Here is a 23,744-nt window from a genome sequence, read left to right on the forward strand (position 1 = left end):
TTTTAAGTTAAAGATTTAAGGTCTCGTTTTTTTAGATTCCAGCAATTTATTTAATTCTGACTTCATCTCTTTCACTACCTCAGGGTGCTCATTATAGACATTCGTATATTGGTAAGGATCTTCTTCCAGATTATATAACTGTGCTGGCGGAGCATCTTTTTTAATCTTACCATTTTCAATATCACTATTTTTTTGCCCCGTAAAAGGTAGGGTAGCTGCTCCTCCAAAATTGTGCATCCCCACAACTTCCCCAGGAAAACCTCCGCTATTTTGATCGGAAATATACATCCATTTACCCTTCCTTAAAGAAATATTACTCATGTCACCAGGGCTTACAATTAAATGACGTCTAATTTGATCTTTGGGATTATCAAGAAGCGCAGGAAGTAAATTAAAACTATCTATGGCCTCACCATCTTGTAAATCTCTTTCAAAAAGTGCTGCAAGACTTGCTGTTAAATCAACATTGCTTATTAATTGGTCGGAAACTGCCCCTCCATCGATTTTTCCTGGCCACCAAGCTATAAACGGAACACGATGCCCGCCTTCCCAGGCACCAAATTTAAAACCAAGAAGATCACCATTATTTCGATGGGCAAAGCTATATGCATCCTGGCCACCCTGGTTTAACATCCCGCCATTATCGCTGGTAAAAATCACCAGGGTATTATGGGCAAGATTTTCTTTTTCAAGGCTAGTCATTACCTCACCAACAATCCAGTCAAGTTCGTGGATAAAATCTCCATATCTACCAGCATCACTGGAACCGATAAACCGTTCGGCAGGAGTAAAAGGATGGTGAATATTGGTTGTTGCAAGGTAAAGGAAAAACGGATTTTCCTTATTTTTCCGGATGTATTCCACTGCTTTATTTTTAAGGGTAGTTCCCACCAAACTATCTATATACAATTCGTGAGCTGCATCAGCCCCTCCAAGTTTATGAAATCCCCGATTCCATTTCTCCGGGTAAGGTGCCGTATTTGCTTCTTTTCCATATTCCATAGGATCATCTTCTTCAAGGCCTAATACTTTATGGTTTTCCAAATACACAAAGGGAGGATGACTATTAAGTACCGGCACTCCAAAATAATAATCAAAACCGAGTTCCAAAGGTCCCGGTTTTAATTCTTCATTCCAGTTTGTTGGTTTTTTATCCCCAAAACCAAGGTGCCATTTCCCGATGATTCCCGTTTTATAATCCTGTTCTTTCATCACATCGGCAATGGTCAGTTTTTCAGGATCAACAATCAATGAGTCACGAGAGAAGACCGGGAGAGCATTATTTATTCTAAATGCATATTCACCAGTAATTAAAGCATAACGAGAAGGTGTACATACTGCAGAAGCCGAATGGGCATCTGTAAAACGTTTTCCCTCTGCAGCCAACTTGTCTATATTGGGGGTTTGCACTTTAGTAGCCCCGTAAACCCCAGTATCGCCATAACCCAAATCATCTGCATTTATAATAATTACATTTGGCTTTTCAGAATTTTGAGCAAAATTATTTATGCTAAAAAAGAAAAATGAAAGCAGCAAAAACAATGGGGTTCCTTTACTTGATCTCATAGTATTTAATTTAATTATTTTCTGACAGGTTTTTGGTCCTTATGTCTACCTGCTGTAATAAAGGTAAACTACTACTGGGTCTATTCAGATAAAAATAGGCCGTTGCCGACACATCATCACTACGATAAAAATTTGTCCAGCCATCCGGAAAATCCTCGTCGTTTAATCCGGGAGGATTTTTAAGTTCCAGCAATTTTGTAAACTCTGGAGCATGATCTATGGTAATTGGTACCAAATCAGCACCCTTACCCACTATTTTTCTTACTTTATCCCGGGGAGCACCACCGATTTGCTGAATATCCACCTGAATCTCCTCATAAAAATAAACCGGGTCGGGAATATGATACCTATAAAAGGCAAATTCTCCTTTTTCAGGATTAGCAATAAGCGAACCCTGGGTTTGGTGATCATAGGTTCCCTGTCCGTAGGCAGTACCCACGTAATCTTCAGTTCCCGATCCTACCAAACTGGGGAATTCCGTATCCTTATCTAAATAGATTTTAACCTCACCTTCCCCCCACCAGGTTTCTTCATATTTTTCATTGGTTATTAATCCTATGTTGGTTCCTAAAAAGCGACCCTTTCCCTGGATTTTAGGGAGAATTTTAAAATCTTTTTTTAATTCTGTGGCCTCATCCCTGCTCCAATAGGTATGAAAATACAGTAACTCATCGGGATGTTCTTTTTGGACTAAATTTACTTCATAGAAGAGCGCCTTGAGATCTTTATCTGCTTCATTGGTAATTCTAATTATAGCCTCTTCTTTAAAAGCCATAGGAATGAAGCTATTAAATGACCTCCCTTCCGGATCGCTAAACAATTCACTTTCAAAAGGAACTTTTTTTCCTAAACCTACTCCAAAGAAATCACCCAGCGGTACTGAAACCGCTGGCTTTTCTTCTCCATCCCAGAACATTTCAATTTTTAGGGAGCGTAGCATTTTCGGGCTTCGGTCACTCACGGTAAGCCATATACGCTGAATGACACCACTCCCTTCAATAGCTACCAGATCAACACTTTCTCCTGCAGGTAACTGGTTAAAGGCATGGCCTTTGGCTCCCTGGTTTTCCTGACCCCCAAGGCTCTTTTCACCCCCGTGGTTTTCAAAACTTGTCCAGGTAGTTTGTGTTTTTTGTTTTGGAAATTCATAGAATGGGATTTGAGCAAAGCTATTTGCAGATAATATGAGAGCCAAAGAAATAATTATTTTTTTACTAGTCATAAATTATAGTTACACGATTAATTTAATGGTCTTTATATGCATTTAGCTGGTCAGGGTAGTCATCTTTATTTTTTTACAGCTAAAAATCAATAAAAAACATACGATGAATTTGGCAAATTTTAAACAAATAATTAAACCCCCTCTATTTTTCATTTCTAAAGATATTCGTTTGATCCTGGATAGCCAGCAGTTAAAATTGAGGTCAATCTTCCATACATATTTTCACTTAAACAAAATGAAATTATATTTTTTTAACCATTTGATTTTTACCCGGGTCTACACTTTCCTTATGCTGGTCAACCAAATTTTGGATTTCTTTTACCTTTTCAGGATATTCTTCAAGAATATTGAACCTCTCAGATGGATCCATCTGAATATTAAACAATTTCCACTCATCAAGTTTTCTAAGTTTTTCAGGATATCCCTTGGGGTTATTTTCATAATAATATAATTTATAATCCCCCTTCCTTGCTGCAAAAATGTCTGTGCCGTGGTAATAAAAAATTTCCTCCCTGGAACTCTTTTTATTATCAATTAAAGTCATTGATAAATCATAGCCATCATATTTTCTATCCTGCGATAAAGATGTTCCTGAAATTTTTGAAATTGTAGGAAATAAATCTAAAGTACTTCCAATATCCATAATTACATTCGGCGCTATTTTTCCGGGCCACCAAAAAATAGCAGGCACGCGCATTCCACCTTCGTAAGAAGTAGCTTTTGCTCCATATAATGGTCCAGCACTTCCTGCATTTATATTCAACACTGTCCAGGGTCCATTATCCGAAGTGAATACAACCAGGGTATTGTCATCTATTTCCTCCTCTTTCAGGGTATTTAAAATTTCTCCAGTGCTCCAATCCAATTCTTCAATCACATCCCCATATAACCCACGTTTACTGGTTCCTGAAAAATCATCTGAAGCGAATAAGGGAACGTGTGGCATGCTGTGGGCAAGGTACAGGAAGAAAGGTTCGTCTCTATTTTTAGTTATAAATTTCTGAGCTTCTCCAGTATATCGTCTTGTAATGGTATGTTGTTGAGCTGGCCTTTCAATAATTTTTTCATCTCTCATAAGCGGAACATTAAAATATTCTATTTTGGGATTTTTATTGGCCTCCGCGTGGGTAAGATCTGTGGTAGGATCCATATCATTGCTATACGGTATTCCAAAATAAGAGTCAAAGCCCTGATTTGTAGGTAAAAACTCTGGTAAATGTCCAAGGTGCCATTTTCCAATTACGGTAGTTTTATATCCTTTCTTTTTTAACATTTCTGCAATGGTAATTTCTTCAGGAGGTAAGCCTCCAGCTGAATTTGGGAAAAATACACGGGCTCCCTCATTAGTATCAGTACCACTTCTAATAGGTAATCTTCCTGTCAACAAAGCAGCCCGGGATGGTGTGCATACATTTGCCGCTACATAAAAGTTGGTCCATCTTTGCCCCTCCCTGGCCATTTGATCGATATTTGGTGTTTTTATACTTGGATGCCCTTGAATACCTAAATCCCCATATCCTAAATCATCAGTAAAAATGATTATTACGTTAGGTGGATTCCCTTGCTTGGAATACAAGTAATCAAAGAAGCTTAAAACAGCTATGAAGGTGCTTATTAAAGTTAATTTGAAATACTTTTTCATACTGACTTTATTTATAAAATACTTCTAATTCTCTAATTGAAGTAAACGATGTAGATCCTCCTGGAATACCAATAATTCTTATTCCATCGCCCCAAATTTCATCAAACTTTAATTGATATTCTGCATCGCTTTCAACTTCCATATCATATGAATAGTCGGGAGAGATTTGTGTGTTTTCCACATCAACCCATTCAAAATCCTGCCTTACCTGAACCCTTAAATTTTTAAACCACCCGCCATTAGATGAAATTTCTCCGGTATGGTAAGTTACCTCGTTAAATTTATATGGCTTTGCAAAAGTGTAACCCCAAAAATTATTAACCCGATTATCTGCTCTTTTACTGCAGATTTCTTGGTCCAGTTCATTATCGTTAATGATTGTCAGATCGGAATTTTCTACTCCCCCAGCAGTAATAGGAGCAACCTCTGTTAGATCTGGAGAGAAAGCCAGATTCTGATTGTTTTTATTATTTTCAGGAGATTGGTTTTCATCATGTAGACTCACCCATAATTTTCTAAATGACATATTATAATACTCTACTCCTCCGGTGAATGTACTTGAAGAAACCCACATTTTTTTTCCATCGTTTGAAATAAATTTAGAGGGAATTGTGGTTGCATACCCCCCAAAATTGGTATCCGTCCAGGGGTAAGGTCCGAAATCTTTAGATAAAAATAATTTCCATGGGCCCCATGGTTTTGGAGCTTCATAAAATTCGAAAGTATATTCAGTCCAGGAAGTATAAATATACCTATCTACTGCCTTATTATAAACAACACTACCCTGTGAAATTACACTAAAGTTATTCGAATTGCTATAGCGTCTTTCCTCATCTACCAGTACAGGTTGACGTTCTTCCAGCATTCCTGGCGCTGACCACGAATCTGAACCATCTAAATTACCCGTATAAAATTCCCATTTGGATATATCCAACACTTCATCATTTGGAATACGTGCTAAATAAAGTTCAGTAGGATCTGGAACTACATCGCTAAATGAATCGCGCCAGTTATTATCCATTCCATAGGCATAAACATATTCATCAAAAATATTGTCACCCCCTCCTTTTCCATAATCTAAGAAGAAAATGGTGGTAAAATTATGATTAGTAAACATTGGTCTATTTTGGTCCCATTCCCAGGTTTCACCTTTATCATCTGACTTTAGAATTGTCGCAGATGGAACTTCATTAAATATATTAGGGCCTTCACTCACTAAATCCTGAACAGCCATATAAAGGGTTCCATCCACAGCGGTAAGACCTGTAGGTTTTCGGTTAAAAAAAGCAGGATCGCTCCATACCTGTCCTAATTGATTACCACTTGCTATTCTTTCTCCTATAATATTTTCATTTTCAGGATTACCGCTAATTTTGTTAAAAACAATATCAGACCACTCTGCATTTAAATTAAATCCTTTACCATCACCATTGGCCGAATATAAAATATCATCATTTGCCCAGGCAGAAGGCCATAGATCTCCATCACTCGCAGGATCATAAGTAGCCTTTTGTTCAATATAGGCAGTTGCAAAAAAACTGCTTTCTATAGGTGAATTTTCCGCTATCGGGTCTGGTGGTGTTGTGGTATCTTTTTCATCTTTCTCTTGGTCAGTCTCATTCTTGTTACAGCCAAAGGCAAAAAGAAGGGAAAGAAAAATAAAATATGTTTTTAAAATTTTCACTATTGCTAATTTTTTTATGAATAATATAAAAGGGCCTTGCCATAAAAAGCAAAACCCTTTCTTCAAACAAACTTAGTAGCCTGGATTTTGTTCCATTTCATAATCGGTTTGCCGGATTTGTTCAGCCGGAATTGGATATAATTCATTTTTACCAGCTTCAAAACCTTGGGGAGCAAGCACTTCATTGGCTCGACCAGTTCTCACCAAATCATAGAACCTATCTTGCTCTCCTGCAAGTTCCAAACGTCTTTCAAACCAAATATCCTCAAAAGTGGGATTTTCTATTGGTGGAAGATCTACCCTTTCCCTAACTCTATTTAAGGGTGTAGCAGCGTCTCCACCCACGTGTAAAGCAGCTTCGGCATTTATAAGTAAAATTTCTGCAAATCTCAGCAACCTTATATTTCGTTGAGGACCAAAATTTCCTAATCCGTCAAACCTGTTAGGAGTTGGCACATAAGCTTTTCCATTATATCGTGGTGTACCATCAATACCATCTAGCCTTTCAGCTCCTTGTACTGTATCCCCATCTGGGGTTACCTCCCCCCTGTAAATAATAGTAACCGCTTTTCGAATGGAATCACCCGCTTCATCAAAAGCATTTGCCAAATTATCTGAAGGCACCATTGCTCCCTGCCCCCATTGGTCTAACACTCCTTGCAGGTTAGAGGAAAAATTATTAGAGATATCTGGGTTATTTGGGATTGCAGAAGCAGGTACTTCCAGTAATGATTCTTCATTATATTCCTGTTCTTCCTTGAATTGTTCATAAAAATTCGGATGTAGATCAAGAGGCACCCCCTTCATACTCACACCCTTATTTATTATTTCATCAGTCACAGCTTTGGCTTCCTCCCAATTTTCCTGGTACATTAGCGCTTTAGCTAATAATCCCATTGCACTCCACTTCGTTACACGTCCTAAATTTGCTGTGTCGTGAAAATCAGGTAATAAATCTGCAGCTTCCCTCAAATCCTGGATTACAAACTCCAGTGTTTCTTCTTTTGTAGTTCTAATATTAGCTTCCGGCCCTACAGGAATTTGGTTTACGATGGGAACCCCTCCCCAAATTCGATATAAATCAAAATAATTCCAGGCTCGCCAGACTTTGGCCTCTCCTATTACCCTATTCCTAAGTGTAGGATCCATATCGATATCAGGTACATTTGTGGTTACCTGATTGCACATATTTATTGCCCAATAACAAGCCCTCCAGTGAGCATCCAAAAGGCCATCATCAGGAGAAACAGTGAAATTTTTATAATTAAACCATTCTGTAAAGCACCCTACACACGAGCCTTTTTCAAGATTATCGGATGCTAACTCTCCGGTAGCGATCAATGGTGACTCCACATGGACCCATACACGCATCTCTGCATAAATAGCTGTAGAAGCTTGCACTGCATCCTCTGCAGTTTCAAAAAACTCTTCTGCCGGCATTGAGGCTTCTGTAGGGAAATCCATATCCTCGCTGCAGCCAAGAATTATAACAGAAAGAAAAATTACTAAAATATTTTTTTTCATAACTAAAGGTTTTAAAGATTATAAATTGATATTTAGTCCTACCAGGTAAGTAGCCGATATTGGATAAACCCCATTATCGTATCCTCTATTGGTAGGGTTACCTCCTGATATTTCTGGCGTAAAGCCGTTATACCTATGGAAAGTCACAGGGTTAGTAGCGGAAGCATAAATCCTGAACCGGGATAAAGCATTTCCGAAAAAAGAATTCTCACTAAAGGTATAACCTAAGGTTATATTTCTTATCCTAAAATAATCACCGGATTCCACATTAAAGGAATTGGGGTCTGGATTTCTACCACCTAATACGTCTCCAGCAGGATAGGTATTTGAAGTGCCTGGCCCCCGCCACATATTATCATAAAAATCCTGATCAATGTTCTGGTTACCACTTCTATCAATTCGTTTCACATTAAATACACTAACACCTTCAACTCCCTGACCTTGGATAGAAAAGTCAATATTTTTATACTCCATATTGAAATTTATTCCATAAAGAAAAGAAGGTAGATAATTCCCGGCTGAAATTTTATCTTGGTCATCAAGACGACCGTCTCCATTGTTATCAGCATATTTGAAATCTCCCGGAACCGCATTTGGCATAATTAAATCGCCATCTTCATCTACATAATTGTTTACCTCTGCTTGGTCCTGAAAAATGCCTTCCACTTCATACACATAAAATTCACCAACTGGACGACCTACCTGACTGATAGAAGAACTCCTGTAGCCATTATATAAAGCAATTGTGCCTGTCTGCAATTCTGATATTTCATTCTTTTGAAAAGTTGCATTTGCGCTTATATTATAGGTAAAATCTTCATTAACCTGTTTGTTCCAGCTCGTCAAAAATTCTAATCCACTATTTAATATGTTAGCATTGTTATCTAAATATGCCCTATCATTTCCGCCACTGGGAGTAGACACTCCTGATGTGGCGCTGAGAATAACCGGAAAAATAGCATCGCGAGTAGTTCTATAAAAATAATCCATCTCTATAGATAATTGATTGTCAAACCAGTTTGAATCGAAACCAAAATTATATTCCTCAACTACCTCCCAAGTTAAATCGGGTTGTACCGCAGTAGTTATTGTTGCGCCTTGACTAATATTAGTACTATCATAAGGACCAAAAACTGCTGAAAGGTAAGGACGATTATCAACCGGCAAAATATAAGTTCCCTGAGGAATATCGCTGTTTCCCAACATTCCATAACTAGCTCTTATTTTTAAATAGTCAAGTATCTCAGATTCATTAAAGAAACTTTCTTCAGAAGCTACCCAACCCAAACCAAGGGAGGGGAAAGTCCCCCAACGATTATTTTCAGGAAATGAGGATGAACCATCAGTTCGTAAAGTAGCATTTAGCATGTATTTGTCATCGAAAGTATAGGATAACCTACCAAAATAAGATTGATTCACCCTTTTTGATCCACCGTCAGAAGCTTGTTGTTCTGTAGTTTCATCCCCATTCACCAAATACAATGAAGCATCTGAAAAATATTCTACACCAGTATTAAAACCATTTAAAAACTGACTGAAATATGAGGTATAGGCAGATCCTGCTAACACCGTAAACCGGTGCTTATCTATTTCCTGTTTGTATGTAATAGTGTTATCCCAAACATAATTGAATTGTCTTCCATATTGTCGGGTCAAAGCATTCGAATCATCTGTTTGGATAATAGATACATTCCAGGCCCTTGCATAATTCCTGGTGCTATAATTACTTATATCCGCAGAAAAACTGGTTTTTAAGGTTAAACCTTCGATAGGCATAAGTTCAAAATATATATTGGATATATTTCGAGTGGTAAAAGGTTCAACATTATTCCATCGATCTAAGGTTGCAGCCGGGTTAGCATATTGTCCAAGTCCTAAATTGTCCGGATTTGTAAACTCCCCATCTTCATTTCTGGGTGAATATACTGGAGGATTACGATAGGCCTGTCCTAATAAGCCACCAGCAAGATGATCAATTTTTGTTATCGACATATCGGTACTTATTCCGGCTCTGAAATAATCACTAAAATCAATATCGTCTGTGATTCTGACATTAACCCTCTCATAACTATTCTTCTTCACTACACCTTCCTGTTCAAAGTAGTTTAATCCGACAAAGTACCTGTTGTTTTCTGAACCCCCGGAGATATTTAAACTATGTTTTTGAGTAAACGCAGTTCTTAGGATCTCATCGAACCAGTTCGTATTGTCAGGATAATCATTAGGATCAAATGGTGTGAAAGTTGAATTATTCCTGGCTGCATTTGCTTCAAGCTTATTATTAGTGAAATCGATATAATCTTCATTATTTAATAAGGAAAAGTTCCCAGGAGTGACCTTTTGGATTCCTGCATAGCCTTCGTAGGATATACTTGGTTTTCCTTTTTTTCCTCTTTTAGTTTCTATTATTATCACCCCATTAGCTGCTCGAACTCCATATATAGCAGCAGAGGAAGCATCCTTTAAGACAGACATACTTTCTATGCTGTTCATATCCAAAAAACCTATATCCTTTGTAACGACTCCATCTACCACATATAGTGGTGAAAAGTCCCCTCTAACTGAGCCTAACCCTCTTATCTGTATACTAGGTGTTGCACCAGGAGCACCATTGTTCGAAACTGTTACTCCAGAAACTAGCCCCTGTAAAGCCTCAGTAGGAGAAGCAGTGGGAATTCTTTTTAGCTCTTCATCATCTACTACTTGAATGGGCGCAATCAAATCTACCTTTTGCTGTTGACCATAGCCAACTACAACAACCTCATTTAATTCACCAATATTCTCAGTAAGAATAATTTCCAAATCTTCCTCTCCATCCACTACGATTTCCTGAGAGTTATAACCCAAAAAAGAAAGTAGTAAAACTTCACCCGAAGATGCCTCAATTGAGAAATTACCATCCATATTAGTAGTGACTCCTCTTGCAGTCCCTTCTACTTGGACAGTTACTCCCGGCAATGGTATTCCCGAATCATCTACTACTGTTCCATTAACGGTTTGCTGTATTTTTGCAAATCCTGCTTGAGAAATTAATACAAAAAGCAAAATTGCAAAAGCCCGATTTACTAAGCGACAATTTAATTTGTAATGGTTGTTTTTCATCATAATAAAGTTTGTTAATCGATTAACCAAATTTTAATAATTAATCGATTAAATTAATTTCGCTATTAACTGATTATTAACATTTACTAATATAATTAAGTTTTAAATATCCACAAATTTAATCGATTAAAAATACTAAGTTAATTTTATTTTTACATTATTTTATTCATTATCTAACTGTAGGCCTCAAAATAGTAAATAAAATTTAATATGGCGGATTTATAGTCTAGCTCCCCAGGGAGCTAGACTTAACTAAATAATATTTACCTCCAGTATTCGCATACTCATTCCTCTTGAAGCCTATTTATTTCACCTACAGTGAAATTTCTGTTTTCATTAAGACCACCGTATAAGGATTCCACGTAGACATAGTAAAATATATCGTAGTGGATTGCTCATCACCTGTGGCAAAATGCTCAAACTGATAAGGTCCATACTCACCCCCCCACTCATTCTCTCTTCCGGGATCGTGAAGCTCGTCGCAATTTTGATCCAGCCAGTTCACGTGGATAAAATTACAATAACCTTCATCTTCCCAGGGTTCAAAAACAACTTGCGGCTCAGTCCAGGGACCCCAGGGATTATCTGCCGTACGCAAGTTGATTCCCCGTGGGTTCTCACAATTATAAAGCAATATCCATTTTTTAATAAATTCATTATAAGAAACCGAAAACTCACCTACACAATCAACATCCATATCAAAAATAGGTAGGGCATCTATTTCACTATCTTCCCATACCGGTTCTTCATTTTCATTTACCCCGGCGAAATAACTTCGTGCTTGAGGATTCTCAATTTCCAGGGCTGGCTGATAACCTAAAAATACTTCGCTTTGCCTGTATGCCCCGGATCCAAATGTTATTAAACTTTCTTCATTTTCTTCGGATGGCAAACCCTCCCAAGAGGAAGACGCCGCCTGAACTACCGAGACATTAATAAACTTCGTGGTTGAAAAATCATACAAGTATTCAAAAGTACGTGCCCCATCATTATTAGATTTAGCCAGTATGGATCGCCCCATAGTTACTTGTGCGCTATGATCTGTGGTGTGATAAATATACATCTGGTCGCCTATCATAATTCCTTCCGTAGGAACCTCAAACTCATTCTGGCTAATTTGAGAAACCGTTAAGGGATAATAGCTTCCACTCTCGTCAACCACAAAATCAAGTTCTAGTCCATTCTCAGGATTTTTATCAAGAGTATAAGCCACAGTGTTAGGCAAACCCCCGCGATCTCCCCAAGTGTCACCAAACAAAACAAAAGTGGTATCTCCTTTCTGAAAAGGAACTCCTAAATCGGTTGCCTGTAGTCCATATCGCGAATAAGTACGGTTTCGGGTTGGCTCATCCCTTTCTCTATCAGTCTGGCCCACCAATTGTTCTATTTTTATTGCTTTTTGCGTAATAGCAACATCGGCCGGGATTACTTCAAGAGTTTCTGGGGAAACATTTTCTACCTTTTCATCCGGTGGTACTTCATCATCATCATTGGAACAACTAAAAAAAGACACACTTAAAATCAAAAATAATCCGATAATATTGTATTCCTTTAATTTCCTCATCATCCTTTATATTTAAGTTCAAACGTTTTCGTTAATTGATAAAAATTACCTGGCAATAAGCTCTTCCACATTCTTTCTAGAAATCCCGAAATAAAACTGTTGCCCTTCTTCATAATCTTCTCTTAGTTCAAAATTTTCAAAAGCCGGACCACGGGGGATTGCGATATAATTCGACTCATCGCTGCTGCCCCCGGCCCAATATGTCGCCCTGCCATTAACCCTTATCCGTAAGGAATTATCGGCTTCCTGTGAATCCTTTTTCCAGTACTGCACCACTTTAAAAAATGGACGGTATCGCCAGTTCTGATTTTGAAAATATTTTTTTTCTTGTGGCCAAGCGGCTAGTTCTGCAAAATCTTCATCACTTTCTATAATGGCGATGAATTCGCCCCCTTTATTTTTAATAATCCGATCCTTTCCATATTCTTCTTTCTCAATAAAATCGATTTCTTCATATCCCGTATATAACTCTTTGGAATTTACTATTTCATCTTTTAAATAAAGATTACGGGCCCTGGCATAGTTCCCCATAGTTGCAGTAAGCACACATCGCTCCATTTCAGCGCTATTATCCTGGTGAAAAATTTCAAAACCAATTTCTTCAGGTTTATCACTCCTTATACTTACTCTAAAGTATGGGTGGGCGCCATTTTTAAATTTCTCCATAAACACATAGAAAGACAATTCTTCAACTTCAGGATTTTCCGAATCCGGATTAGATATTTCACCACGGGTTCTTGCTGCCGGCGAAAAACTTCCAGGATTTTCATTTTCAGAAGCCCACATCATTTTTCCCCATGTTTCATCCACCCGTGATGGGGAAATCTCACTAAACTCCATTTCCCCATCCACCACAGGTTCTACCGCTATATAATTAATATGATGTACCTTACCTCCCGCCTGGTAGCCTATTCTAAAAAGTCCTCGTGGACCACCGGTGGAATTTTTGCCTATTTCAATTGGTGAAGGCCAGAGACCTATAACGATACCACCTTCAATTCCCCAAACCGCTTCATCAAAATTATCATTTGGTCTAATCCATTTAATGTCACTCCCCTGCTTCTGAGCAAAAAAGTTGCTGCCATTAAAAACTATGAGAGCGATGATTATAATGAAATGCTTCAGAATGATTTTCATAAATTAATTTTTTCCTCTTTTAGGTCCGTCGGTATCCTGCATTTCAGGAATTCTGTCTTCTACCGGGGGTAATTCCGGGAATTCTGCGTGAGGTTCGTTTTGGTACCAATATCCAACTGTGTAATAATTGTCAGACCGGTGATTAGCATGCCCGTGTTCAATGGTCATTTTAATCGATTCATTAAAAACGACCGGTGATTCTGAATGAAACCGATAGACCATCCATTCTGCCCCACGATCATCGCCTCCATTTAAAGGGTTGCCATATTCCGAATAAGCAAAAGTGGGTTTCTCGTGGCCAAAAGGATTAATACCACAACCTCCGTAACACCATGCACCAAGATAATAATCTTCTGCGCCGGTCCCTTGAATAGTAGGTTCTTCCTCGCCATCGATATAGATCATTTCGTCACCTTCGCCCCACCAGTCGCCCTGGTTTTGAATAAGACTATGGGTTACTCCAATGAAATGGCCTTTGCCCTCAGCTTCCATAATCACATAATTTCCTTCTCCATCAGCATTTTTATGATTGTTGATTTTTGGTTGTCCGTTTGCCTCCCAATCTTCAGTCCATCCATCGGTAGGCTCGGCCTGACGGTATTGGGCGTGAAAATACCCGATATCTTCAGGAAGTGATTCATGTTTTTCCCAATCAATATTATAATAATAAGCATCAATAGGATTATCCCCCTCATTGGACACGGTAATTTTTGCCGATTCTTTAAATGGCATTGGAAAGTTGGCATTTAAGGCCTTTTGAGAACCCACTGAAAGAAACTTGGATTCATACATAAAATACCTTCCAAGTCCGAGGCCAAAGAAATCACCAATCGGCGCCTCTACGCTGGGGGATTCTTCTCCATCCCAATACATTCGCAAAACAATTTTCTTTAAATGATTGGGCTCTCCGGTAGCGATAGTGGTCCAAAAATGTTTTATAATCCCAGGGCCTTCAATATCACCAATAGTTCGGGTTTCTCCCGGTTCAATTTTATTGGCCCAATTGCCGTCGTCATTGGCACCACTTCGGTCATAACTGGAAATACGTTCAGACGAATAATCTCGTAATTCCCAAATTTCTTTTTCTGTAGGGTTTTGAGCAAACAGCCCCCCTGTTAGCAACAGAAAAATCGGTAAATAGAATGCTTTTTTCATAAAATTAATTTTAGTTATTGGTTCTGACTTAATTTATTGCTGACGTTTTAAAATCCAACGTTTTACCATGATTTTCGATCGTTCTTCATCTTCTTTAAATTTAATGGTTATAGTTTTCCTAAAATCATCTAATTCAATATCACTAAAATACACCTCGTTTTCATCACGGTTTTCTTCGGAATAAAAAGAAACCGATTCCGCAACTTCCTTTTGACGTTGCCAAACACTTATTTCAGCACCTTCATACCATTTTTCAATATCGGCGTACAATTTATAATCACCTTTTGGCACTTCACTTAAAATTATCCTTACCTGTCCTCCGGTTGGGGAAGAAAGTATTTCTCCTTCTACGCTTACTTTTCCGGCTATACTATATTTTAAAAGTTGTGGGTATAAGACAAAAGTATCGGGAATATAAGTTCCAGTGAGTTCATTAGCTGGTTCAGGCTGGTCTTTATGCACTGGTGACCCCGCGTAATAAAATGCGGCCGATGTATAATCTACCGGTTTATTGTTTTCTTCGGGACCGTGTTCAATGGTGTGTTCAATACTTTCATCAAAGGGCATTTTATCTGATATAAATAATCGATAACCCCCGGTTCGGGAATATGGCAAAGAATAATCTAGTGCTCCGTGAAGCGGAAGACTAATCTTACGATCCCATCGATTCAAAAGTGCATACCAACCTCCATTAAAATAATCTTCAGAACCGGTACCATGCACTCGCATCTCCCCATCTATAGTCGTCACGTCATCACCTTCAAAAAACAAGGTCATTCCGGGTTCCAAGCCTTGCGTTTGCAAAATAGTACCTACATAATGGCCCTTCCCTTCACCCTTCAGAAAAGTGTGAGGCTCCCCTAACGGGGCATTTATATTTTTATTCCAATACGTATAGAATTTACCTTCTTCCTCAGGATTTCTCATTTTTTTTGAAGCCCATACTTCTGATTTTATTTGAATAGGATCGTCATTTTTAGGTTTTTCGGAAGGACGATAAATCAATTCTATTTTTGCACTATTATCAAAAGGCATTGGATAGTAACAATAATTTATATTATTTCTAGACCCCAGCAAAAGGCTTTGCATGGAAACTTCGCCAAAAGCATACCCAAAGAAATCGGCTACCGGCATATATACTGCAGGCTTATCTTCATTATCCCATGTAATTTTAATATCTACCTGTTTATTTACCCCTTCGAAAGCTTTCGCATTTTCCAGTGTTATGCCCAAAATTCGACCACCTTTATCAAAAAATTGGGCTAGAGTAAGGTTTTCGCCCGGTTTCAGGATTGTATCTGTTGTCTTATCTATTTCTGATTCTATATCTGCTATGTTATTCCAAGCTCTCTTAAGTCTTTCCAATTCATTTTTAGCCTCTGTTGATATTTCTCCTGAAAAAATTTCCATCTCATATTCTTCAGGATAAGTCCTGTACTGAATTTGATAAAACTCAAGTTTCTTACCCCGAATAACAATCTTACAACCATCTTTAAAGGGAATAGGAAAATAATTATAAAATCCTCCTATTTCGTTTCCTGCCAGCGGCTCTTCAAAAGGAGCTACTTCTCCGGAAAACAAATCAGAAAATTTAACAGAATATGAAGGAGATTTCTCATTTCCGAAATAAAAATCAAGTGTGTCTTCAGTAGGCGTTGGGGTCCAAATCCGGTTAATGACCCCATTTCCTTCTGCCTCAAATATCACTAAACTGCTATCAGGGTTTTTCCTAATAAATGAATAATCACCACTAAAGCCATCATCATTCCCACCTGTGGTGTCATAAGAAGAAACCTGCAAAAGTTTCGTTTGTTCTATATAACCTGGCAGCTCCTCCACCTGATGAAGTTTTTTTAATTCTGAAGCTACCGTTACAGTTTTCTTTTGAGCGTAAAGGTTTGATCCGAAAATCAGAACTATTAAAATCGTTACACAATTCTTTTTCATCATATTATTTTTCTAGAAATCCACAAACCGATTTATACTCTTCATACCTAAGGATATAAATTTCATGCTTGTCTAAATCAGGTTGATATTCTTCCTCGAAACCTTGTCCTAATTTATGCATGGCAACTTCAACATTTGGATAAATTCCCGCTATCGTTGCAGCAAACATCGCAGCGCCCGAGGCACAGGTTTGTTCCGATTTATGGACTTTAATAGGCATTCCCAATACATCGGCCATCATTTGCATAATAAATGGTGATTTTTTGGCAACCCCGCCCACTCCGATTATTCCCTTTACCGGAATTCCTTCTTCTTTAAATCGCTCTACAATTTTACGGGAACCAAAACAGGTAGCTTCAACAAAGCTTCTGTATATTTTAGGAGCATCGCTACCCAAGCTTAGATTTGTAATGGCTCCTTTCAATAATTGATTGGCATCGGGCGTTCTCCGCCCGTTTAACCAATCAACAGCTAATTCAAGGTCTTTGGAAAGTGGAATTTTTGACGCTTCAGAATTTAATTTCTTTAAAATATTGTTTTTTATTTCCTGCTGAAGTTTTTCAGCCGTTTCCTTATTGATTAATTCAGATTCAGAAAGCATATTCTTTACCGGCCAAAACAACAGTTCTCGGAACCAGGCATAAATATCTCCAAAAGCAGACTGGCCAGCTTCCATCCCCTGCATCCCGGGAACCACTGAACTCTGTACCTGTCCACAAATACCACGAACCAGGGTTTCTTTCATCTCTTCTCCCGGGGCAACCATCATATCACAAGTTGAAGTCCCCATTACTTTGCTCAGAAAATAAGGCTCAATCTGTCCGCCTACAGCCCCCATGTGCGCATCAAGGGCTCCAACTCCTATCAAAACATTGGTAGAAAGTCCAAATTTGTTTGCCCATTCGGCCGATAAGGTTCCAGCGACTTTATCAGCAGAATAAGTTTTATCAGGAAGATTTTTTCTAATATTTTTCAGTGACGTATCCAGTCCGGAAAAGAATTCTTCAGGAGGGAAACCTACAAATTCTTCTGCCCATAATCCCTTATGTCCCGCTGCACAAGTTCCCCTTTTAATAGCTAATGCATTTTTGCCACCAGTAAGTAAAAATGGCATCCAATCGCAATGTTCAACCCAGGAAAAACAGGCTTTTTTAACAGCAGCATCTTTTCGTAAAGCATAGAGCAACTTGGCCCAAAACCATTCCGAAGAATAAATTCCACCCACATATTTTAAATAATTTGTCTCAAATTCACTCGCATAATTATTGATTTCCTCTGCTTCCTGCACTGCAGTATGGTCTTTCCAAAGAAAAAACATGGCATTTGGATTTTCTTTAAATTCCGGATTCAAGGCAAGCGGAACACCTTTTTCATCAACGGCTACAGGCGTAGAACCGGTAGTGTCTATAGAAATCGCTTTCACGTTTTCCCTAACGTTTTCTCCAGCTTTTTCTATTAAATCCTTAATTACAAATTCGATCCCCTCGATATAATCCAACGGATGCTGACGAAATTGGTTTCGGGAAGGGTCACAAAATAACCCCTGGTTCCACCGGGGATAGAAAAATTCCGAAACCGATTTTTCCTCTCCGTTATCGGCATTAATCAATAAAGCACGTACGGAACTTGTTCCAAAATCTACGCCTATAACATATTTTTCCTCAGTATTCATTTTATTATTCTTCAAAGGTTTTTCCAGGTTTGAGACCGGAAGGTTGAATTTTATTTTGAATAATTGCATATAAAGCAACCACTGCAAAACAGAAAAGAGGCATATAAAAAGAAAGGTGAATACTTCCCGTCATATCCGAAATCTGTCCTTGCACTGCAGTAAGTACAGCACCACCAAGAATGGCCATAATAAGGCCGGAACCTCCAATTTTCGTATCCTTTCCCAATTTGGTCATTCCCAAACCGTAAATTGTGGGAAACATTAAAGACATAAACCCAGAAATAGCCACTAAAGCAATTACTCCGGTTATTCCGCCGGTGGAAATTACTAACAGGGTGCTAATTCCACCTCCAATAGCACTGGCGAGTAACAATACCCGGGGGCTAAAATATTTCATTAATCCTGTGAAAATAAATCGGGACCCGGAAAATAATATGAGCGAGCCAAGATAATAGGTAGAGGAATCATCTTCGTTTAGACCAAGTTCCTGCATTACATATCTAATGGTATAAGACCATACGCCAATTTGAGCACCCATATAAAAGAATTGGGTGATAACCGACCATCGGTAATTTTTATTTTGCCATAACCGCTTCAAACTTGCTTTTATTTGTAGGTTATTGTCTTCATCTGAAGCCTTGGGCATTTTAGTGAATTTTACCAATATCCAAACTAACAGTAGAAAAAAGGCTACACCAACGTATGTGCCCATCACCGAAGTTAGTTCCGCCGACTGGATAGCCTGTAATTCTGCTGCTTCCATTCCGGAGCGTTCTTCAGCACTGGATAAATTAAGATGGGAAAGGATAAAGAATTTACTCAATAAAACTCCCGTAATCGACCCGATAGGGTTAAATGACTGAGCAAGGTTTAATCTTCTTGTTCCTGTTTCCTCCGGCCCCATAGCGATAATATAAGGATTGGCTGCAGTCTCTAATATTGACAGACCTCCGGCCAGAATAAAAAGTGCTGCCAGAAAGTGCCCATAAACCATAGTAATACTGGCCGGATAGAAGAGTAAGGCTCCAATAATAAAAAATCCGAGCCCTACCAGTACTCCCGATTTATAAGTATATTTTTTAATCAGAATCGCGGCTGGTAAGGCGAGCAAAAAATAAGAACCGTAAAAAGCCATTTGAATCCAGGAAGTCTGAAAATCAGACATGCTCATAATCCTTTTGAATGCAGCCAAAAGTGTGTCTGTCATATTATTGGCCAGCCCCCATAAAAAGAAGAGGCTCGTCACCAAGATAAATGGCCATGCATTCCCAGGCCTGATTAATGATATTTTCGAATCTTTGCCTCCCATTTCTGACTATTTATAAAGTGGTCCATAATTTTTGCAGGCTCTATAATCGGCGCCTTCCTTATCCATACCGAAAGAGTTCCAGGCAGTCGGCCTGAATATCTTATTATCTTCCACGTTATGCATACACACCGGAATGCGAAGCATTGATGCTAATGCTATCAAATCCTTCCCTATATGCCCATAAGAAATCGCTCCGTGGTTAGAACCCCAATTATTCATTACTTCATATACCTTGGAAAATGCAACTTTATCAGTAAGTTTTGGTACGAACCAGGTAGTAGGCCATGTACGGTCTGTGCGTTCATCAAGCTTTTGATGAACATTTTCCGGTAGATCTATAGTGTAACCTTCTGCAATTTGCAAGGCAGGACCAATTCCTTTGATTAAATTAATACGCGACATGGTAACCGGCATTTTCCCTTTTGTAAGAAAATTTGAAGAAAAACCACCACCTCTAAAATAACCCAAACTTGCCGGGTACCAGATCGTAGCCTCCAAACAATCCTGCATTTCTTTTTCTGAAATCTCCCAATAAGGTTTCATTACCGGCTTCCCGTTTTCTGTTTGTCGGCCGGAACCATCCAGAGTAGCCGAACCGGAATTGATTAGATGAATAAACCCATTTTCAGCGGTACCTTCCGGTTTCCAGCCCGTAACCCGCTCTACAGCATCAGGACTCCAATAGGTACGAACATCAGCAAAAATTTGCGCCCGGTTGGTAAGAAGATAATTGAATAACATGGAAACCCCATTTAAGGCATCATTTTCGGTGGCCACCATATAAGGTGAACGGATTCCATTCCAGTCGAAAGATGAATTCAATATCGCTTCGGCAAAATCACCATTGGGAAGAAAATCAGTCCATTGCCGTTGACCCTGAAAACCAGAAACAATTGCTTCATGCCCCTGGGCTTCTTCCCCGTAACCAAGATCCTTAAGCTTAGGATTACCTTGCATCAAATCACGAATAATCAAGGTCATTTTTACAACGAATTCCCAATCATCATCCTTTTGGTCACGAGAACGCTGCTTTTCTTTTTCGTTATAATCTTCCCCCTCTTTGCAATGTTCTTTAGTCCAGGCAAGCGCCTTTTTGAATTCTTCTTTATCATAAATCTCTTGTTCTATCCTTCGCAAAACTTCAGAAGAATCCACATATTCATTACGCATCCCCAGAAATTCCTGAAAAAAATCAGGATCTACAGCCGAAGCGGCTATTCCCATAGAGACACTTCCAATTGCTAGATAGGATTTATTGCGCATAAGGGAGACTGCTAAACCAGCTTTGGCAAAGGTGAGTAATTTAGCCTCTACATCTTCTGGAATACCGTTATCGGATAAATCCTGTACATCGTTTCCGTAAATTCCGAACGCAGGTAAACCCTTTTGGTTATGTGCAGCAAGGGTAGCAGCAAGATATACACCCCCGGGTCTTTCGGTACCATTATACCCCCAAATGGCTTTTGGGATATGAGGATCAAAATCCATTGTTTCGATTCCGTAAGCCCAACAAGGAGTAACCGAAAGGGAAACTCCGACGTTTTCAGATTTAAAGTTTTCATCGCAGCTAACGGCTTCTTTTATCCCGCCGATACAGGTATTGGCAATAACGCATTTTACTGGCTCGCCATCGGGATATCGCAACTGCTTTTCATATAAAGATGCCACTGTTTTAGCCATTTCCATGGTTTTCTCTTCCAAAGATTCTCTTACACCGCCTAAACGGCCATCTATAATGGGGCGAATTCCTATTTTAGGATATTTAGTGATTTTCAACATGATAATATTTTCAGTTATTAATTATTTTTAAAAGCGGAGCTTATTTTATTCAGAGAAACTCCTAAAACTTGTTGTGATATCTCGTCTAATACTTTTTCGTCTCCAGTAAAATGAAAAACATTATGGTTATGATTTATTTTCTCTGAAGGTTCTAAAAATGCAGCAGGAGATACACTTTCTATTTCATAAAACGGCCCCATTTGCGAGCCATCCTCCAAAGGACCATCATTATAAGCATTTACTGCATCTCCTTTTAAGGGATCCTTCTTCGATGTCCATTCCTGATTCAGATAAATGGCATCATTATCCACATCAAATGTGGTAATAGTTAAAACTTTATTTTTCGCATCATAACTCCCTGCTACTGTTGTTGCTCTTTCCGGAGCAATTCCCAATTTTCCCCGGGATTTTCCATCAGCCTTAAAAAAAAGTTCTCCATCTTCATAATTAATCCGGTCCTCCGAAATTTCACCAAAATAGTCGGTAGTTGCGATTCGCCCTTCTAGATCATCTTTATAAGGAATGAAAATCACTGTTTCATCAGATGGGGTAAACATATCTAAAATCCATATACAGGGTGCTCCGGTTTCTTCTGTCCAGGCAAAATCACCAACATTTTTAATTGTATTATTAGTACTAAAACCAACGGATTCGATACTATCCAGTTCAATATTTAAGAGCGCTTCAATCTCGGTTTTTTCTAAAATCTCAATTTCCCTTTTTACATCAATTTCCAAACGACTGTCAGCATAATTTAGTAATGTCATTTCCTTGACCAGCGTTACCTTTTTATCTGAGTAATCCTCTACTTCCCAACTTTCAATATCTATTGAAGGCGGAGTTTTCCAGTTCTCAAAGATCATTTCAGAATTCGGTTTAAAAAAAAGCGAAAATTTACTCCCCTCTGGGCCTAACCAAAAACGGTTTTCCCCACCATAGGCATTCATATGTTCATCTTCTTTATCAAAGGCATCGTAATTAATCCAACCATAACTTCTGCCGTTATCACCTGAAGAAGAAGAGGTAAATACCTTGGCCTGATATTTTGGAGAAATTAATATGCGACTATTATTCGCGGTAAGTGTTAAAAGGCTTGTATCTCTTTCTTTTAAAAATTCGGCATCAAAACCGAAGCTTCCTTCCTGAAAAGTTTTTTCTTCCATTTCTTTTTGTCTTTTATCTTTCTTTTTATCGGTACAAGAGCTTAGAAAGACAAGAATTATCATTGCTAAAATTGGTGTTTTCATAAATTTGGTGTTAATTCACTTCAAGATTATCTTTGGAAGGAAGATCCGGAAATGAGGCGTGAGGCTCCAATTGATACCAATATACGACTGAACTTATATCTGATTTCTGCTGTAAATACCGATGTCCACTTCTCCAACCCAAATCTTGAATAGTGATTTTAAGATCTTTTTGAAATCTAATAGGATCCTGAATATGCCAACGATATAATCCAAAACGTTGTTGGGAGTTATATAATCCATCAGGCCTTATTATTTGATGAAGGCCTGCATAAGGAGTTGAATATCTTTCATACTCGTTGGTTTTTTTATTTTCGAAATTATAAGAACCTAAAAAATAATCCTCGGTACCGGTACCGGCAATAGTCGGAAATTTTTTATCGCCATCCATATAAAATTTAATTTCTCCCTCTCCCCACCAGCCGCGGTTATTTACCTGCCAAGCCATATATGTACCAACATAATGACCTTTACCTTTAATTCCATCAACTAAAGTATGAATTGCCCCTTCTGTAGGGTTACTCCTTCTAAATTGAGCATGAAAATATGCGGCGTCCTCAGGAACATTTGTTAAAGCATAGTCAATTTGATAATATAAATACATTTCTTGTTCACTCATATTTTCCATAGTGATCTTAAATTTCTTTCTGAATGGCATTGGCCAAAAAGAGTTAAAAGCACTACCTGGATTAACAGTGATTGGTTGTGAATTCAAAGGCGCATATTCTCCCCAGCCCATTCCAAAGAAATCACCAACAGGAACTTCCACAGAGGGTTCTTCTTCCCCATCCCAGTAAATCCTCATTATAGTATGACGCCAATTTCCTGTTGGAGTCATCCACATATGTTGGATGACACCCTGATCATTAACCTCGGCCATAGTAAAAGTTTCACCTGGACCAATTTTTACAGAAGGGCTTACTTTCCATCCCTGACCTAATTCTCGCGCCGGTTCACTTCCTGTGCCTTCTGTTGCCATTCCAGCTTTCCCTGGTTCACCGGTAAAATTTTCCGGACTTATTGATCGCGTTTCGGCATCTGAAACCCTATAAATATTTCCCAGATTTAGCTCCAAACCATTAAACTCCTCTTGGGAGGTTAACGTAGAGGCTAACAATACTGAAAAGAGAAGAGCAAATAAATTTTTCATAATAATTAGATTAATCGATTAAATAAAAAGTTAAATAAGATTTTCAA

The 23,744-nt window shown here is 38.5% G+C and carries 15 protein-coding genes; all 15 read right to left on the reverse strand.

Features of this window, described 5'->3' with window-relative positions:
- Positions 1-15: 15 nt before the first annotated feature.
- A complete protein-coding gene (locus tag AO058_RS17565) occupies positions 16-1,566 on the reverse strand; it encodes a sulfatase-like hydrolase/transferase (RefSeq protein WP_083634211.1) in 1,551 nt (516 codons plus the stop codon).
- Positions 1,567-1,576: 10 nt separating this feature from the next.
- Entirely contained in the window at positions 1,577-2,788 is a 1,212-nt protein-coding gene (locus tag AO058_RS17570; protein ID WP_075327720.1) for a glycoside hydrolase family 172 protein, read from the reverse strand.
- Positions 2,789-3,029: 241 nt separating this feature from the next.
- Complete coding sequence (locus tag AO058_RS17575; RefSeq protein ID WP_075327721.1) at positions 3,030-4,430, reverse strand: sulfatase family protein; 1,401 nt, start codon at positions 4,428-4,430, stop codon at positions 3,030-3,032.
- A gap of 7 nt (positions 4,431-4,437) precedes the next feature.
- Positions 4,438-6,114 carry a DUF4185 domain-containing protein gene (locus tag AO058_RS17580; protein ID WP_075327722.1) on the reverse strand — a complete coding sequence of 559 codons (1,677 nt, stop codon included), beginning with the start codon at positions 6,112-6,114 and terminating at the stop codon, positions 4,438-4,440.
- A gap of 72 nt (positions 6,115-6,186) precedes the next feature.
- On the reverse strand, positions 6,187-7,638 hold the full coding sequence (locus tag AO058_RS17585; protein WP_075327723.1) for a RagB/SusD family nutrient uptake outer membrane protein: 1,452 nt from the start codon (positions 7,636-7,638) through the stop codon (positions 6,187-6,189).
- Between the two features lie 18 nt (positions 7,639-7,656).
- Positions 7,657-10,683, reverse strand: coding sequence for a SusC/RagA family TonB-linked outer membrane protein (locus tag AO058_RS17590; RefSeq protein ID WP_198036123.1), 3,027 nt, complete (start codon positions 10,681-10,683; stop codon positions 7,657-7,659).
- Positions 10,684-11,053: 370 nt separating this feature from the next.
- Positions 11,054-12,307: a DUF4185 domain-containing protein gene (locus tag AO058_RS17595; RefSeq protein WP_083634213.1), complete on the reverse strand. Its 1,254-nt coding sequence runs from the start codon at positions 12,305-12,307 to the stop codon at positions 11,054-11,056.
- A 42-nt stretch (positions 12,308-12,349) separates the two neighbouring features.
- Positions 12,350-13,441 (reverse strand): hypothetical protein, encoded by a 1,092-nt coding sequence (locus AO058_RS17600; protein ID WP_075327726.1) that lies wholly within the window; start codon positions 13,439-13,441, stop codon positions 12,350-12,352.
- A 3-nt stretch (positions 13,442-13,444) separates the two neighbouring features.
- Positions 13,445-14,596: a glycoside hydrolase family 172 protein gene (locus AO058_RS17605; RefSeq protein WP_075327727.1), complete on the reverse strand. Its 1,152-nt coding sequence runs from the start codon at positions 14,594-14,596 to the stop codon at positions 13,445-13,447.
- Between the two features lie 33 nt (positions 14,597-14,629).
- Positions 14,630-16,546 (reverse strand): glycoside hydrolase family 172 protein, encoded by a 1,917-nt coding sequence (locus AO058_RS17610; RefSeq protein WP_075327728.1) that lies wholly within the window; start codon positions 16,544-16,546, stop codon positions 14,630-14,632.
- 1 nt (position 16,547) lies between these two features.
- On the reverse strand, positions 16,548-18,230 hold the full coding sequence (locus AO058_RS17615; RefSeq protein ID WP_232228866.1) for a ribulokinase: 1,683 nt from the start codon (positions 18,228-18,230) through the stop codon (positions 16,548-16,550).
- Complete coding sequence (gene fucP, locus AO058_RS17620; RefSeq protein WP_232228867.1) at positions 18,220-19,422, reverse strand: L-fucose:H+ symporter permease; 1,203 nt, start codon at positions 19,420-19,422, stop codon at positions 18,220-18,222. The genes AO058_RS17615 and fucP overlap by 11 nt, the downstream gene beginning before the upstream one ends.
- 108 nt (positions 19,423-19,530) lie before the next feature.
- Entirely contained in the window at positions 19,531-21,303 is a 1,773-nt protein-coding gene (locus AO058_RS17625; RefSeq protein WP_156858160.1) for an L-fucose isomerase, read from the reverse strand.
- 17 nt (positions 21,304-21,320) lie between these two features.
- Complete coding sequence (locus AO058_RS17630; protein ID WP_075327730.1) at positions 21,321-22,550, reverse strand: DUF6786 family protein; 1,230 nt, start codon at positions 22,548-22,550, stop codon at positions 21,321-21,323.
- A 10-nt stretch (positions 22,551-22,560) separates the two neighbouring features.
- A complete protein-coding gene (locus AO058_RS17635; RefSeq protein ID WP_075327731.1) occupies positions 22,561-23,697 on the reverse strand; it encodes a glycoside hydrolase family 172 protein in 1,137 nt (378 codons plus the stop codon).
- Between the last annotated feature and the right edge of the window lie 47 nt (positions 23,698-23,744).

The organism is Salegentibacter sp. T436 (genome assembly GCF_001932675.1).
Lineage (GTDB): Bacteria > Bacteroidota > Bacteroidia > Flavobacteriales > Flavobacteriaceae > Salegentibacter > Salegentibacter agarivorans.